This is a genomic window from Nocardiopsis metallicus (assembly GCF_014201115.1).
Taxonomy (GTDB): Bacteria; Actinomycetota; Actinomycetes; order Streptosporangiales; family Streptosporangiaceae; genus Nocardiopsis; species Nocardiopsis metallicus.
In genome coordinates, this window is the sequence record NZ_JACHDO010000001.1 from 6,988,549 (window position 1) to 7,003,974 (window position 15,426).

General features: G+C 71.5%; 10 protein-coding genes. 7 read left to right on the top strand and 3 right to left on the bottom strand.

Annotated features, from left to right (window positions below; translation table 11 throughout):
* Nucleotides 1-110: 110 nt before the first annotated feature.
* Nucleotides 111-1,733, top strand: coding sequence for a cell division protein PerM (locus tag HNR07_RS30860; RefSeq protein WP_184372947.1), 1,623 nt, complete (start codon nt 111-113; stop codon nt 1,731-1,733).
* Nucleotides 1,734-1,873: 140 nt separating this feature from the next.
* Here HNR07_RS30860 and mfd read toward each other — a convergent pair whose 3' ends face one another.
* Nucleotides 1,874-5,494 (bottom strand): transcription-repair coupling factor, encoded by a 3,621-nt coding sequence (mfd, locus tag HNR07_RS30865; protein ID WP_184369552.1) that lies wholly within the window; start codon nt 5,492-5,494, stop codon nt 1,874-1,876.
* A 490-nt stretch (nt 5,495-5,984) separates the two neighbouring features.
* On the opposite strand from mfd, the gene cysC reads away from it, so the two are divergent.
* The 3 genes from cysC to HNR07_RS30880 all read left to right on the top strand — a co-directional run bounded on the left by cysC (nt 5,985) and on the right by HNR07_RS30880 (nt 9,729).
* The gene (cysC, locus tag HNR07_RS30870) at nt 5,985-7,592 is read left to right on the top strand and encodes an adenylyl-sulfate kinase (protein ID WP_184369555.1); all 1,608 of its coding nucleotides are present in this window, start codon (nt 5,985-5,987) and stop codon (nt 7,590-7,592) included.
* Nucleotides 7,589-8,374 (top strand): MazG family protein, encoded by a 786-nt coding sequence (locus HNR07_RS30875; protein WP_184369557.1) that lies wholly within the window; start codon nt 7,589-7,591, stop codon nt 8,372-8,374. Before cysC ends, HNR07_RS30875 begins: the two co-directional genes overlap by 4 nt.
* Nucleotides 8,375-8,970: 596 nt before the next feature.
* Entirely contained in the window at nt 8,971-9,729 is a 759-nt protein-coding gene (locus HNR07_RS30880; RefSeq protein ID WP_184369560.1) for a phosphotransferase family protein, read from the top strand.
* Between the two features lie 233 nt (nt 9,730-9,962).
* Here the strand turns inward: HNR07_RS30880 and HNR07_RS30885 are convergent, their stop codons facing one another.
* Both HNR07_RS30885 and HNR07_RS30890 read right to left on the bottom strand, forming a co-directional pair.
* Nucleotides 9,963-11,414, bottom strand: coding sequence for an FtsW/RodA/SpoVE family cell cycle protein (locus HNR07_RS30885; protein ID WP_184369563.1), 1,452 nt, complete (start codon nt 11,412-11,414; stop codon nt 9,963-9,965).
* Nucleotides 11,415-11,576: 162 nt separating this feature from the next.
* Nucleotides 11,577-12,794: an FAD-dependent monooxygenase gene (locus HNR07_RS30890; protein WP_184369566.1), complete on the bottom strand. Its 1,218-nt coding sequence runs from the start codon at nt 12,792-12,794 to the stop codon at nt 11,577-11,579.
* Nucleotides 12,795-12,935: 141 nt separating this feature from the next.
* Here HNR07_RS30890 and HNR07_RS30895 point away from each other — a divergent pair, with 141 nt between their 5' ends.
* From HNR07_RS30895 to HNR07_RS30905, 3 genes are all read left to right on the top strand, one after another.
* On the top strand, nt 12,936-13,487 hold the full coding sequence (locus HNR07_RS30895) for a TetR/AcrR family transcriptional regulator (protein WP_184369569.1): 552 nt from the start codon (nt 12,936-12,938) through the stop codon (nt 13,485-13,487).
* 102 nt (nt 13,488-13,589) lie between these two features.
* Nucleotides 13,590-14,873, top strand: coding sequence for a phosphopyruvate hydratase (gene eno, locus HNR07_RS30900; RefSeq protein ID WP_184369572.1), 1,284 nt, complete (start codon nt 13,590-13,592; stop codon nt 14,871-14,873).
* Nucleotides 14,874-15,050: 177 nt separating this feature from the next.
* Entirely contained in the window at nt 15,051-15,425 is a 375-nt protein-coding gene (locus HNR07_RS30905; RefSeq protein ID WP_184372948.1) for an FtsB family cell division protein, read from the top strand.
* The last annotated feature ends 1 nt before the right edge of the window (nt 15,426 follow it).

A 15,426-nucleotide genomic window follows, 5' to 3' on the forward strand; every position in this document is an offset into this window, starting at 1 on the left:
GCATTCCGGCCCCTGGCACCATAAGTCGGGTGAGTACGCCAGGATCTCCCCCCGACCGAGGCCGACAGTCGAAGCGGTCCAAGACCACCACCGGCGCCGGTTCCGGGGGCGTGTCCGCCGCGTCCGCGCGGGAGGCGCCCATCCGCCCGATCTACTCCACGGGCGGGATCGCCGCCGCCTCCGCCGCCGGTATCGGGCTGGCGGTGATCGTCACCCTCACCATGGTCGGCTGGGTCGCGGCCCCGCACGACACCTTCAGCGAGGACATCGTCGACCTCCTGCGCGGTGCCGTCCTGGCCTGGCTGGTGGGCCACCACGTCTCCTTCACCCTCGCCGAAGGGCAGATGAGCCTGCTGCCCATGGGCCTGGTGCTGCTGCCCGGGATGCTGCTGTACCGGTTCGGGCGCTGGCTGGCGCGCAGCTGCGAGATCGGGCGGCTGCGGCACGTGTACCGGGCGGCGTTGGCGATCGCCGGTCCCTACGCGGCGGTGGCGGGCACGCTCGCGCTGTTGGCGCAGACCGACGAGGTCGTTCCGAGCATGCCGCGCGCGCTCCTGATGGGTTTCGTGATCGCGTTCCTCGCGGGAGGGCTGGGCGTGCTCCGCCAGCTCATGAAGGACAAGGGCGTGGCCACCGGCGACCTGCTCGACCTCATGCCCGCGCGGTCGAGGTCGCTGCTGGTGGGCATGCTCGCGTCCACGGGCGCCCTGCTGGTCGGCGGACTCCTCCTCTTCCTGGTGGCGTTGGCCGTGAACCTGCCCGAGGCGGTGGAGATCACGCGCTCGCTCGCGCCTGGGGTGGTCGGCGGGACCCTCCTGATGATCGTGCAGCTGGCGTACCTGCCGAACGCTGTGGTCTTCGCGGTCTGCTACGCGCTCGGTCCGGGTTTCGCGATGGGCGAGGCGACGGTGGTCGCGCCGACCGGGGTTTCGGTGGGAGCGCTGCCCGCGATGCCGATGCTGGCGGCGCTGCCCGCCAACGGCGCCGCCCCGGTGCTGTCCCTGGCGGCGCTGGTGGTGCCGTTCGTGGCGGGTGCGGTCGGCGGCGTGCTGACCCAGCGCAGCGCGCCGGACGTCGTGAGCGAGGCCGCGCCGTTGTGGGGGTTCGTGTGCGGGGTGACCACGGGGATGCTGTGCGCGGCCCTGGCCGGGACTGCGGGCGGATCGCTGGGGGCGCAGCGGCTGAGCGAGGTGGGGCCCTCCGCCTGGCAGGTCGGCCTGGTGGCCGCTCTGGAGGTGGGTGTGGCCGCGGCGGTGGCGGCGTGGATCGCGAACTGGTGGTACACGCGCAAGCTGACCCGGGAGGTGGCCGCCCAGCGGGAGGCGGCCGAGGAGGCCAAGCGGCGCAAGCGCCCCGAACCCGCGCCGCCGGTGGTGGAGCTGCCCGACGACGTCCCGGTGGGCAAGGGCCTGGCCACGGTCACGGCGCTGCGCCCCCGCGAGGAGGAGAGCGCCGAAGTGGCCGCCGAGGAGACCGAGGAGCCGACGCCGGAACAGGCCATCGTCCAACGCCGTGTCGAGGTGCGGCGGGCCCGCGAGGCGCGCAGGCGGGACCGCGCGACCGAGCGCGAGGCCCGTAAGGAGGCCCGCCGCGAACTGCGGGAGCAGCGCCGCGCGGCCAAACGCGCCGAGGGCGGCTGGTGGCGCCGGGGGAGCACGGACGAGGAGTCCGAGGAGGAGATGTACGGCATCACCTACGAGGCATCCCCGGACGAGATCGACCAGCGCAGCTGACTCGACCATCAGAACGGACGAACGGGTTCGCGCGGACCTGGGCGTGCTGCTGGAGGCGACCGAGGTGTGACTGACGCCGCAGGGCACGGCCGTGAGACCGTGCCCTCCGTGTGCCTCGTCCCTTGCCTGCTCTCCGCCGGCTACTCGCCCTTCGGCTGGACCTTGCGCTTGTCCGGTTCGAAGATGTTGTTCACCAGGTCCGTGCACCACTTGAGCAGGTCCAGGTCGCGCAGCGGCTTGCCGCCCATCCCACCGGCCTTGGGGACCGGGACCAGGAGGGTCTTGGTGGCCTCCTTGCGGATGGACTTGGGGTACATCCGCCGCAGTCGCAGCTCCTGGGACTCGCGCAGCTCCACCGGTGAGAACCGGATCTGGTTGCCCTGCATGACCACGTCCGCCAGCCCCGCGGACTTGGCCAGGACCCGGAAGCGGGCCACCGCCATGAGGTTGTCCACCGGCTGCGGCGGGGCGCCGTAGCGGTCGGTGAGCTCCTCGTAGGCTGCCAGGATGTCCGCCTCGCTGGTGACGCTGGCGATCCGCTTGTAGGACTGCAGCCGCAGCCGCTCGCCCGGCACGTAGTCGTGCGGGATGTGCGCGTTGATCGGCAGCTCGACCTTGGTCTCGACCTCCGCGACCGCCTCCGGGTCGCCCTTGAGCTCGGCCACGGCCTCGCCGACCATGCGCACGTACAGGTCGAAGCCCACGCCCGCGATGGTCCCGGACTGCTCCGCGCCCAGGATGTTGCCCGCGCCGCGGATCTCCAGGTCCTTCATGGCCACGTACATGCCCGCGCCGGTCTCGGTGTGCTGGGCCACCGTCGCCAGGCGTTCGTAGGCGGTCTCGGTCAGCGGCCGCTCCGGCGGGTACAGGAAGTACGCGTAGGCACGGTCGCGGCCGCGGCCCACCCGGCCGCGCAGCTGGTGCAGCTGGGACAGCCCGTAGGTGTCGGCGCGGTCGATGATCAGCGTGTTGGCGTTGGGCACGTCCAGGCCGGACTCGACGATGGTCGTGGAGACCAGCACGTCGAAGTTCTTCTCCCAGAAGTCGACCATGACCTTCTCGAGCTGCTGCTCGTTCATCTGGCCGTGCGCGTACGCCACCCGGGCCTCGGGGACCAGGCGCTTGATGTTAGCGGCCACCTTGTCGATGGACGCCACCCGGTTGTGCACGAAGAACACCTGTCCCTCGCGCATCAGCTCGCGCCGGATCGCCGCGGTGATCTGCTTGTCCTCGTAGGGCCCCACGAAGGTGAGCACCGGGTGGCGCTCCTCCGGCGGGGTGAGGATGGTGGTCATCTCGCGGATGCCCGTCAGACCCATCTCCAGGGTGCGCGGGATGGGCGTGGCCGACATCGCCAGCACGTCCACCTGGGTGCGCAGCCGCTTCAGGGCTTCCTTGTGCTCGACGCCGAAGCGCTGCTCCTCGTCGATGATGACCAGGCCCAGGTCCTTGAACCGGGTCTCCTGGGACAGCAGCCGGTGCGTGCCGATGACCACGTCGACCTCGCCGCTGCGCAGCCCCTCGCGGGTCGCCTCGACCTCGCCGTCGGTCTGGAACCGCGACATCGGCTTGACCGTGACCGGGAAGGACGCGTAGCGCTCGGAGAAGGTGGACAGGTGCTGCTGGACCAGCAGGGTGGTGGGCACGAGCAGCGCCACCTGTTTGCCGTCCTGCACCGCCTTGAACGCGGCGCGCACCGCTACCTCGGTCTTGCCGTAACCCACGTCGCCGCAGATCAGCCGGTCCATCGGGACCGACTTGGACATGTCCTTCTTGACCTCGTCGATGGCGGCCAGCTGGTCGGGCGTCTCCACGTACGGGAAGGCGTCCTCCAGCTCGTGCTGCCAGGGGGTGTCCGCGCCGAAGGCGTGCCCCGGGGAGGCCTGGCGCGCCGAGTACAGGCGGATCAGGTCGCCGGCGATCTCGCGGACGACCTTGCGGGCGCGGCTCTTGGCCTTGCTCCATTCGGCGCCGCCCATCTTGGACAGCGTCGGCGCCTCGCCGCCCACGTACCGGGTGACCTCGCTGAGCTGCTCGGTGGGCACGAACAGGCGGTCGCCGGGCTGGCCGCGCTTGGACGGCGCGTACTCGATGAGCAGGTACTCGCGGGTGGCGCCGTGGATCTGGCGGCTGACCATCTCCAGGTAGCGGCCCACGCCGTGCTGTTCGTGCACGACGTAGTCGCCCGGCTTGAGCTGGAGCGGGTCGACCGTGCCCTTGCGGCGGCTGGGCATGCGGCGCATGTCCCGGGTGGAGGACTTCTGCCCGACCAGGTCGGTCTCGGTGAGTACCACCGTCCGCACCGACCGCAGCAGGAAGCCGTGGTCGACCAGCCCGGTGGTGACGGTCGCGATCGCCTCCTTGGGCGGTTCGGCGAGGTCGGCGCTGAGTGTGGCGCCCAGCCCGGCGTCCCTGAGCATCGCCACCAGGCGCTCGGCGGGCCCGTGCCCCTGGGTGACCAGCACGACGCTCCAGTTGTCGTGCAGCCAGCCCTTGACGTCGGCCAGGGCGCGCTCGGTGTCGCCGCGGTAGGAGTCGGCGGGCACCGCGCCCACCACGATGGCGTCGTCCTCCTCTCCCGCGGCCTTGTCCGCGGCGCCCTCGCCGGCGCTGAACGGGGTCAGCCCCCACCAGGGCAGGCCCAGGTCGGTGGCGATCGTCCGCAGCTCGGCGATGGACATGTAGGCGGACTCGCCCAGGTCGATGGGGGCCTCACCGCCCGAGGCGGCGTTGATCCAGGACGCGTCCAGGAACTCGGCGCTGGTGGCCTCCAGTTCCACGGCGCGGGTGCGGATGCGCTCGGGGTCGCAGCCCAGCACCATGGCGTTCGAGGGCAGGTAGTTGAGGAACGGCTCCATGCTCTCGGCGAGCACCGGGGCGAACGCCTCCATGCCCTCCACGGACACGCCGTCGGCGATCTTGTTGAGCACCTCGGCCAGCGAGGGGTGCTCGTCGGCCAGGGCTCGGGCGCGCTCGCGCACGGTCTCGGTGAGTAGCAGCTCCCGGCACGGCGGTGCGAACAGCCCCGAAGCGGCGCTGGTGCGCGCGTCGGCGCCGTCGCCGCCCTCGGCGGGGGAGATGGAGCGCTGGTCGGCGACCTGGAAGTAACGGATGTCCTCGACGGTGTCGCCCCAGAACTCCAACCGGAGCGGGTGCTCCTCGGTGGGTGGGAAGACGTCCAGGATGCCGCCGCGCACGGCCATGTCGCCGCGCTTCTCCACCAGGTCCACGCGGGCGTAGCCGGTGTTGGCCAGGGCGCTGACCACCGCCTCCAACTCCACCTCGTCACCGGGGCGGATCCGCACCGGCTCCAGGTCTCCGAGCCCGGCGACCAGCGGTTGCAGGACGCTGCGGACCGGGGCCACCACCACGCGCAGGGGGGTGGTGAGCGGGTCGGCGGGGTCCGGGTGCGCCAGCCTGCGCAGCACCGCCAGGCGTTGGCCGACCGTGTCCGAGCGCGGGGAGAGGCGTTCGTGCGGAAGCGTCTCCCAGGCGGGGAAGAGCGCGACCGAGTCCTCGGGCAGCAGTGAGCCGAGCGCGTCGGTCAGGTCCGCGGCCTCCCGCTCGGTGGCGGTGACGGCGAGGACCGGCCGGTGCGCGCCCACGGGGGCGTCGGCGGCCAGCGCCCCCACCATGAAGGGTCGCAGCGCCGCCGGGGCGACGAGGTCGAGATGGGGATCGCGGCCGCTTCGGGCGGTCTCGATCGCGCTGTGCAGTGCCGGGTCCGTGGAGACGTCGGCGAGAAGTCCAATGAGGCTCATAGCACCAGTGATGGAAGTGGTCCGGATCAGGCGTCGCGTCCTGCGGTTGGTTTGCGCCCTGCGGGTCTGTGCGGTGGCGAAGGCCGTCGTGGCCGCGATCCCCTCCGCGGCCTGCCCTGACTCCGACACCCGCGTGCGTGCGGCGGGCACGGGTGCCGCCGTCCCGCGGGTCGCTGGGGACGGTCCGTACGTGAGCGGTGTCGGTGTGGGCGGCCGTGTCTGGATCGGCGTGGCCACCCGGCTCCCCTCAGCTTATCCAGTCCCGCCCTCACGCGCGGGCCGGGTCCGGGGGTCGGCGGTTCGGGTCCGCCGCTGGTCCGTCCGGGCCCCGACCCCGGGGGAACAGGGCGGGTCACGTTCATGAAAACCCGCTCTGAGCTGGAGCTATTCCGAACCAGGAGACGCAGGGCGGAGTGGGGAACCCGTTCGGGCATACGCTAGACGCGTTTCTTGGTAGAGCTCCAGTGAACAGTCCGAGGAGAGGAAACGCGTGGTGAGAGCCCACAGGCAGGGGAACGGGTCGGTCGGGGACACCGGCCGACCGGACGCACCGGTCTTCGCCCCAGGTCCGGACGGGCTCGCCCACCTGGAACTCATCCTCAGCGGTGCCTACCCGCTGGCGGGGTTCATGACCCGTGAGGAAGCGGAGTCGGTGGCTCGCGGGGGCCGTCTGCCGGACGGTCGCCCCTGGCCGGTTCCGGTCACCCTGGAGGTGCCGGAGGAGCTGGTGGGTCAGGAGCGGCTCACCCTCACCGACCTGGAGGGTGCCCCGCTCGCTGAGCTGGCGGTGCGCGAGCACTGGGAGTCCTCTGGTGAGGACACGGGGAGCCGCCACCACCTGGCCGGTGACGTCGCGCTGCTGCGCCCGCCCACCTACGGGGTGCTGCGGGAGCTACGCCCCACCCCCGCCGAGGTGCGCGCCCAGCGCGAGCTCGAACCCTCCTCGGACCGGTCACTGCTGGCCGTGGTCACCGACCGCCCCCTGCACCACCGGGCCCTGCACCAGATCCGCGCCGAGGCCGAGGCGCTGGGCCGCGGCGGCGAACGCGCCGAGGTCCTGGTCATCCTCGACACCGGCCTGCACGACGAGGGCCTGGCCGCCGCCGTGCTGGCCGCCGAACTGCTGCTGCCGCCGCGGAGCTCCTTCGCGGTCATCACCCTGCCCCGGTCCGAGGCGCGCTCCGCGAGCCCGCTGGGCGGTGCCTGGACCGAACGCGACGCCGCCCTGGCCGGGCACGTCGCCGCCGCCTACGGCGCCACCCACCTGCTGGTCGAGGCCGGCGGGCGGGGGCCCGAGACCGAGCGGGTGATGGCGCTCAAGCCGCCGCTGACCGTCCTGGACCCCGAGCCCTGGAAGTACGACGAGGGTGAGGCGCTCTGGAAGCCCTTCTCCCACGTGGACCCGCGCGAGGCCCGGCCGGAGCTGACCGACGCCGAGGTCGAGGCGGAGCTCGCGCACGGCCGTGAACTGCCGTCCTGGTTCACCCCGGCCCGGGTCGGCGCCGAACTGGCCCGGCTGCGCCCGGCGCGCACCGAGCGCGGTCTCACGCTGCTGTTCACCGGGCTGTCCGGTTCGGGCAAGTCCACCATCGCCCGGGGGGTGTGCGACGGCATCCGCAGATCCGGGCGCACGGTCACCCTGCTCGACGGTGACCTGGTACGCCGCATGCTCTCCAAGGGGCTGACGTTCTCCCGGGAGGACCGCGAGCTCAACATCCGCCGTATCGGCTACGTGGCCTCGGAGATCACCCGGCACGGCGGGGTGGCGGTGTGCGCGCCGATCGCGCCCTACGCGGCGGGCCGGGCCGAGTTCCGCGCCATGGTGGAGGAGTTCGGCGACTTCTTCCTGGTGCACGTGGCCACGCCGCTGGAGGAGTGCGAGGCCCGCGACCGCAAGGGCCTGTACGCCAAGGCGCGCGCGGGGGAGATCCCGGAGTTCACGGGTATCTCCGACCCCTACGAGGAGCCGACCGACGCCGACCTGGTGGTGGACACCGTGGGCACCGACCCCGCCGAGTCGGTGGCCGTGGTGATGGCGGCCCTGCGCGAGGGCGGTTGGCTGCCCTCCGACCAGCACGTGAGTGAGGACCGAGCATGAGTGAATCCCCGAACTCCCCGACGCCCTCCCCCTCGCCGTCCGACCGGCCGGTGCCCGGCCACCGGCTGCTGCGGCTGGTCGAGGTGATGGAGACCCTGCGCCGCCAGTGCCCCTGGGACAGTTCGCAGACCCACGAGTCCCTGGCCAAGTACCTGATCCAGGAGTCCTACGAGACCCTGGAGACCATCGAGGACGGTGACTACCCGCAGCTGCGCGAGGAGCTTGGGGATGTCCTGCTGCAGGTGGTCTTCCACGCCGCGATCGGTGCCGAGCGCGCCGAGGGCGACCCGGCCCGTTTCACCGTGGACGACGTCGCCGACGCCATCATCGACAAGATGACCCGCCGCCACCCGCACGTGTTCGGTGGTGTGGACGTGTCGGGGACCGACGAGGTGTGGTCCAACTGGGAGGCCATCAAGGCGGCCGAGCGCGCGGAGAAGGCCAAGGCCAACGGGGGGAGCGGGGAGACTTCCGTACTCGACGGAGTGCCCTTCGCCCAGCCCGCTGTGCTGCTCGCCTACGAGCTGCAAAAGCGCGCGGTCCGCAACGGCTTCCCGGCTGATCTCGTGGGTGACGACGGTGCCGAGGGCGGAGAGCTGTTCGCCGCCCTCGCCGCCGAACGCGACCAGGGCCGTGACCCCGAGACCGATCTCCGCCTGGCCGCCCGCCGCTTCGACAAGCGAGTTCGAGCGTCGGAGGAAGCCGCACGCAAGGACGGCCGCGAGCCCCGCGAACTCAGCGCGGAGCAGTGGCGCGAGTACTGGTCGAAGACCGGCGAGTGACCATGAAACAAGGACAGCCCCGGACCGACGTCCGGGGCTGTTCTGCTGGGCGCGCATTCGACATCGTCCTCTCCGGCCTCCTCGACGTCATCACCGAAGCGCACCCCCCCGCCGCCCGTCCGCCGACTCGCTCAGCGAGATCCGCCGCCGCTCCGGCCCCGGCGACCCCGTCGCCCTGGTTCAGCGCGTGCTGTGGGAGGCGCTCGACCCTCCTGACCCCGGGGACCCCCGTCGGGTCGGGGCCCTGATCCACCCCTCTGCCGCGCGGCTCACGCGGCCACGGCGCACCGCCCCACACCCGGGTGGTGCGCCACCTCCCCGGCGAGGCCACATGCCCAGCTGCGTACCCGGCAGGACCCACGACTACGTTCCCGACCCGCCCGACCCCTCCGCGGCACGTATCCGGACGGCGACCTGTCGCCACCGCCGAGACGTGCTGACCGTGACCAACCCGCCGACCTGACAACCGGACCCGGCTCAGAGCGTGACGGGGTGGTCCCAGCTCCGGCCGACCACACCGCACGTAACCCGGTAGGCGTCTCGGTACGCGGTAAACCCGGTGACAGGGGCGGTCACCCCCGGAATACTGGTCGCCTATGGACGAGCCAGGGGATGAGATCGAGGTCGTCGTCGCCCATTCCGAGCGCGCGACCCTGCGCGTCGGCGACGTGTTCCTGAAGGTGGACACCGACCAGGCGCGCGTCGACGCCGAGGTCGAGGCGATCTCCCTCGCGCCGGTCCCGACCCCGCGGGTCCTGTGGCGCAAGCCGCCCGTGCTCGCCATCTCCGCGGTCGCGGGGGCGACGCTCGGGAGCCTCGGCGGGACGTCGACCGGGTCGCCGACGGCGTGGGCCGCGGCGGGCGCCGCCATCCGGAAGCTGCACGAAGCGCCGCTACCGCCCCGGACCGGGCAGGCGGGCCGGAACACCGTGGCGCTGGCAGCGCAACTCGACAAGGAGTGCGCGGCGCTCGTACGCGGCGGCCTCCTACCCGCTGACCTGGTCACCCGCAACCGCCGGGTCGCCGAGGCCGCACTCCGGCCGTGGGCCCCGGCGTTCACGCACGGCGACCTGCAGATCGCGCACGTCTTCCTCGAAGGCGACGAGGTCACGGGCATCATCGACTGGTCCGAGGCGGGCCGGGGCGACCCCCTGTACGACCTCGCCACCTTCACGCTCGGGCACGAGGAGCGCCTCGACGACCTCCTCACCGGTTACGGCACCGACATCGACCTCGACGTGATCCACGGGTGGTGGTCCCTGCGGAGCCTGTTGATCGTCCGCTGGCTGAGCGATCACGGCTTCGACCCGTTCGCGCCGGGCTGTGAGGTCGACGTGCTGAGGTCCCGGATGTGAGGTCGCAGGGGAGGGAAGCCGAGAGGGTTCCGGTCCCCTCTCCGAAGATGATCTTGCTACCAGGGGCGAGTTCGGCGCCGAACTCGCCCCTGGTAGCAAGATCACCGGGGATGAGAGGGTCGCGCAAGCACAGGACAGGCCATCGGTCGGGTTTCGGTCTGCGGTGGAGAGCCCCCTCGGCATGGGCTCAGGAGTTCCAGGACCACCATCGACGATCTAGGGGCGCACGGCGTTCAGCGGCGGTCCCGGACGCCGTGGGGCAGGTCGCGCACGTTGATCACCTCGGTGGAGGGGTCCCCGGGCGCCATCCCCGAGCTGAACGTCTCCTGAGGGCGGCGGGCGGTCTCGCTGATGGTCAGCAACAGGCCCACGACCAGCCAGTTGGCCATCAGCGCGGACCCGCCCGCCGACAGGAACGGGGTGGTCATACCGGTGAGCGGGATGATCAGGGTGAGGCCGCCCAGCACGATGAACACGTCGAACGCGATGAGGAACCCGTAGCCGAACGCCGTCAGCTTGAGGAACACGTCCTTGCAGCCCAGGGCGATCCGCAGGGCGCGCTGGGCGAACAGGAACAGCAACAGCAGCACCGCCAGCAGCCCGGTCAGCCCCAGCTTCTCGCCGATCGACACCAGGATCAGGTCGCTGTCCGCGGCGAAGATGTTCTGTGCCTCGCCGCCGTGGAAACCGGTCCCCAGCAGCCCGCCGTAGGCCAGGGCGATCATGCCCTCCACCACCTGGAAGCTACCGCCCGGGCTGTGGTAGACCTCCTCGTCGAAGGCGTTCAGCCAGATCCGCACCCGGTTCTGCACGTGCCCGAACAGCAGGTACGCCGCGTACGCCCCGGCGGAGAAGGCCACCAGGCCGATCAGCACCCAGGACTTGCGGGCGGTGGCCGCGTACAGCACCGCCAGGAACGTGCCGAACAGCAGCAGCGAGGTCCCCAGGTCCCGGGTGCCCACCAGCAGCAGGATCGCCACGCCCCAGCCCACGGCCATCGGCGCGAGGTCGCGGGCCCGCGGCGCGCTGAACACCTTCACCGGGCCGATCTTGAAGGTCCGCGTCACCAGCGCCATCACGTCGCGCTGACGCCCCAGGTAGGAGGCGAGGAAGACCACCAACAGCACCTTCGCGAACTCCGAGGGCTGCATGGTGAAGGGGCCGATCATGATCCACCGTCGCGCGCCGAGCACCTCGTGCCCGAACGGTGAGAGCGGGAGCAGCAGCAGGATGAGCGCGACCAGCGCGATCAGGTACGTGTACATGGTCAGACGGCGCGGCTGCCGGATGAAGATCACCGCGCCCGCGCACAGGCCCATGCCGACCAGGGCCCACAGCACCTGCCGGTCGGCCTCGCCGCTTCCGGGGGCGAGGTTGCGGGTCATCTGCAGCGCCCAGATCATGGTGACCCCGAGGCCGGACAGCGCCGTGGCCGCCGGGAGGAGCACGGGATCGGAGTAGGGCGCGACGAACCGCAGCAGGACGTGCAGGCCGAGCGCCCCGGCACCGAGTGCGAGCCCGTAGACCATCACCCGGGAGTCGATCCCGTCGGTGACGGAGAGCGAGGCGAAGAGCAGGGCCGCGAAGGTCACCCCGATCGCGGCGAGGAGCAGTACCAGCTCCGCGCGTCTTTGCCGTACCGGGGGCAGCGCCCCGTCCGCGGGTTCGGTTGGCGGATTGGCCATGCTCGTCCTCTACCGTTCGCGCCGGGGCCTTGCCGTCAGGGCGGGAGGGGGACATAGCCCGCATAGGAACTATAGGCACGGGTGCGGGGCGGGCAAGCGGGGCGGCCACTTCCGGGCGGTTCGGTTTAACCGTCGCGAGTCGGACTTGGTGTTCACTTCAGCTCATTTCACGTCCACCTGCATCCGGTTCGGCGGCGGAGCGTCCAGATCGAACCCCTCGGCCGCTCTGGCGACCCGCTGGTCCAGGCCGGACAGCCGGGCCAGGAGCCCGCTGAACCGCAGCAGGGTGTCGCGGGCGGCGAGACCCAGCCGGGTGCGCGGGGCGAGGAAGCCCATCCCCGGGTCGGCGATGTCCTGGTTGGCCTTGACGTAGGGGCGCATCCGCCCTTCGTAGGCGTCGAGCGCGGGGGCGAGGTCCTCGTGCCGGGACAGCTCCCGGGCCAGGACGTACGCGCCGACCAGGGCCAGGGTGGTGCCCTGGCCGGACATGGGGGAGGGGCAGTACCCGGCGTCCCCGAGCAGGGTGACCCGCCCCCGCGACCAGCGGCCCATGTGGATCTGTTTGACGGAATCGAAGTAGAAGTCCGGGGTGTGGGCCATCCCCGCCAGGATCCGGTCGCACTCCCAGCCCGCCCCGGCCAAGCGTGCGCGCAGGAACTCCTTCTGCTGTTCCTCCGGGGCCCGGTCGATTCCGTTCAGCTCGCGCTCGTGGACGAGGAAGAACGCCTTGGCGCCGTCGAAGCGCGGGGAGTGGATCATCCCGGCGCCCTTGCCGGGCTCGTTGTACAGGCGTGCCTCGCGGTCCAGGCCGAGGTGGTTGGGAACGGTGAAGATGCTGATCAGGGCACCCAGGTAGCGACCGTAGGTGTCCTCGGGGCCGAAGGCCAGCCGCCGGGTGTTGGAGTGCAGCCCGTCGGCGCCCACGACCAGGTCGAACACGCGCGGTTCGGCGCGTTGGAAAGTGACCCGCGCCCCGTCGGGGGTCTCCGCCAGCCCGGTGACGGAGTCCTCGTAGAGGTACTCGGTGTAGTCGGTGGTGGATTCGTGCAGGATGCGGGTGAGGTCGCCGCGCACGATCTCCAGGGAGCGGTCGTGGCCGGTGTCCGTGGCGGCGCCCAGGTCGGCGTGCACGCGGCCGTCGGCCCTCACGAAGCGGGCCCGGCCGGTCTCGGTGAGGTGGGCGCGGACGGCGTCCAGGGCGCCCATGCGTTCGGTGACGTCGACGGCGGTGCCGCGGATGTCGATGGCGTGGCCGCCCCTCCGCGGCGCGGGGGCCTTCTCGACGACGGTGGCCCGGATGCCGTACCGGTGGAGCCAGTGGGCGAGGGCGGGCCCGGCGATGCCGGCGCCGGAGACGAGGACGGTTCGAACGGCTGTCATGGGGCCGTCAGAGCTCCTTGTGTCGTGGGCCTTCCACGGTAAAAAGCTACTTACCGGTCGTCAAGTAAGTTACCGGTCGGAAAGTTTGGGATAGGCTCGCCGCAGCAGTGGCGGGAGCGGTGACAGGCGGGAGCGGCACGGGTGCCCAGGGCGCAGAGCGACACGAAGGCCGAGATCAGGGCGGTGGCCCTGGACCTCTTCGGGCAGAAGGGCTACGAGAAGACGAGCCTGCGGGAGATCGCCGAGCGCCTGGAGATCACCAAGGCCGCGCTCTACTACCATTTCCCGTCCAAGGGCGACCTGCTCCGTGCGCTGATCGACCCGCTGCGCCAGGACTCCGAGGACCTGGTCCGGCGCTTCGACGGTCCGGTCGACGATCCCCGCGAACTCCTGGGCGCCTACTTCGACCTGTGTGTGCGCCACGGCACGCTCATGCGCGCCCTGCTCAACGACCTGGGCTCCTTGACCGAGGCCGGTCTGGTCGAGCTGGTCATGGACTGGCGCAGTCGGCTCGACGCCGCCCTGGTCGGGGAAAACCCGGGAACCCCCGCCCGCATGGGCGCCGTGGTCGCCCTCGGCGGGATCCAGGACATCGCGGTCGTACTCCCGTACGGCGACGCCGCGGCCCACCGCGAGGCCGCCGTGGAGATCGCCCTGGCGGCGCTGCGGGCCGGAACGTCCGGTATGGACTAGACCAATCCGGGAGGGTGGGCTCCACCGATCGGGGCCGGTGTCGCTAGTCTCGTGTCCGGGCCCGGAAAGTGTGGGCCCAGACACCTAAGAGACGGAGAGATCGTGGCGTCCATCGAGTCAGTACAGGCGCGGGAGATCCTTGATTCCCGGGGCAACCCGACAGTCGAGGTCGAGGTTCTGCTCGACGACGGGACCATCACCCGCGCTGGTGTTCCCAGCGGTGCCTCCACCGGCCAGTTCGAGGCGGTCGAGCTGCGCGACGGCGGCGAGCGCTACGGCGGCAAGGGCGTGACCAAGGCCGTCACCGCGGTCAACGACGAGATCGCGGACGAGCTGCTCGGCCACACCCCCGACGAGCAGCGCATCATCGACCGCGCTCTCATCGACCTGGACGGGACCCCGGACAAGTCCCGGATCGGCGCCAACGCCATCCTGGGCACCTCCCTGGCCGTGGCCAAGGCCGCCGCCGAGGAGGCCGGCCTTCCGCTGTTCCGCTACATCGGCGGACCCAACGCGCACGTCCTGCCCGTGCCGATGATGAACATCCTCAACGGCGGCGCGCACGCCGACAGCAACGTCGACATCCAGGAGTTCATGGTCGCGCCCGTCGGCGCCCCGAGCTTCTCCGAGGCCGTCCGCTGGGGCACCGAGGTCTACCACTCCCTGAAGTCCGTGCTGAAGTCGCACGGCCTGGGCACCGGCGTCGGCGACGAGGGCGGCTTCGCCCCCAACCTGGACAGCAACCGCGCCGCCCTGGACCTGATCGTCGAGGCGATCGAGAAGGCCGGTTACCAGGTCGGCACCGACATCGCCCTGGCCCTGGACGTGGCCGCCAGCGAGCTGTTCGCCGACGGTGTCTACACCTTCGAGGGCAAGACCCGCACCGCCGAGGAGATGGCCGCCTACTACGCGGAGCTCGTCGACGCCTACCCGCTGGTCTCCATCGAGGACCCCCTCGACGAGGAGGACTGGGACGGCTGGAAGAAGCTCACCGAGCAGCTCGGCGACAGGGTCCAGCTGGTCGGTGACGACCTGTTCGTCACCAACCCCGAGCGGCTCCAGCGCGGCATCCTCGCCGACACCGCCAACTCGCTGTTGGTGAAGGTCAACCAGATCGGCACCCTCACCGAGACGCTGGACGCGGTCTCCCTCGCCCAGCGCAGCGGTTACACGGCGATGATCAGCCACCGTTCCGGGGAGACCGAGGACACGACCATCGCCGACATCGCGGTGGCCACCAACGCCGGGCAGATCAAGACCGGCGCCCCGGCGCGCAGCGAGCGGGTCGCCAAGTACAACCAGCTGCTGCGCATCGAGGAGGAGCTCGACGACGCGGCCGTGTACGCGGGCGTGTCGGCCTTCCCGAGGTTCGCCAAGCGCGGCTAGTCTGCCCCAGTGTCCCGCGAAACCAAGCAGCAGCCCACAAAGGCCAAGAAGGCGACCAAAGCCGACAGGCCTGCGAAGGCCGCTGCCCGGGGCGGTGCCGGTAAAGGTACCGCCAAGGCGGGCGTGAAGGCGGGCAAGAAGGACTCCGGTGTGGGCCGCGCCTCCAGGGTGCGGCCCATGCTCACCAGCCGGGCGGCGATCCTCGCGCTGGTGGTGTGCGCGATCGCGCTCAGCCTGGCCTATCCGCTGCGCGAGTACGTGATGCAGCAGGCCCAGATCGCCCAGCTCCAGGACGAGCGCGCCCGTATGGAGGAGAACGTCGCCTACCTGCGGGAGCGCGAGGAGGAGCTGAACGACGAGGAGTACGTGGAGCGCGAGGCCAGGGTCCGGCTGCACTACCAGTACCCCGACGAGACCGCCTACATCGTCATCCGGCCCGAGACCGAGGCCGAGGCGGAGGCCGACCCCGCCGAACCCACCGAGCCGTGGTTCACCCAGCTGTGGCGCTCGGTGGAGGAGGCGGACGGCCCCGGCCCCGACGACGGCCTCTGAG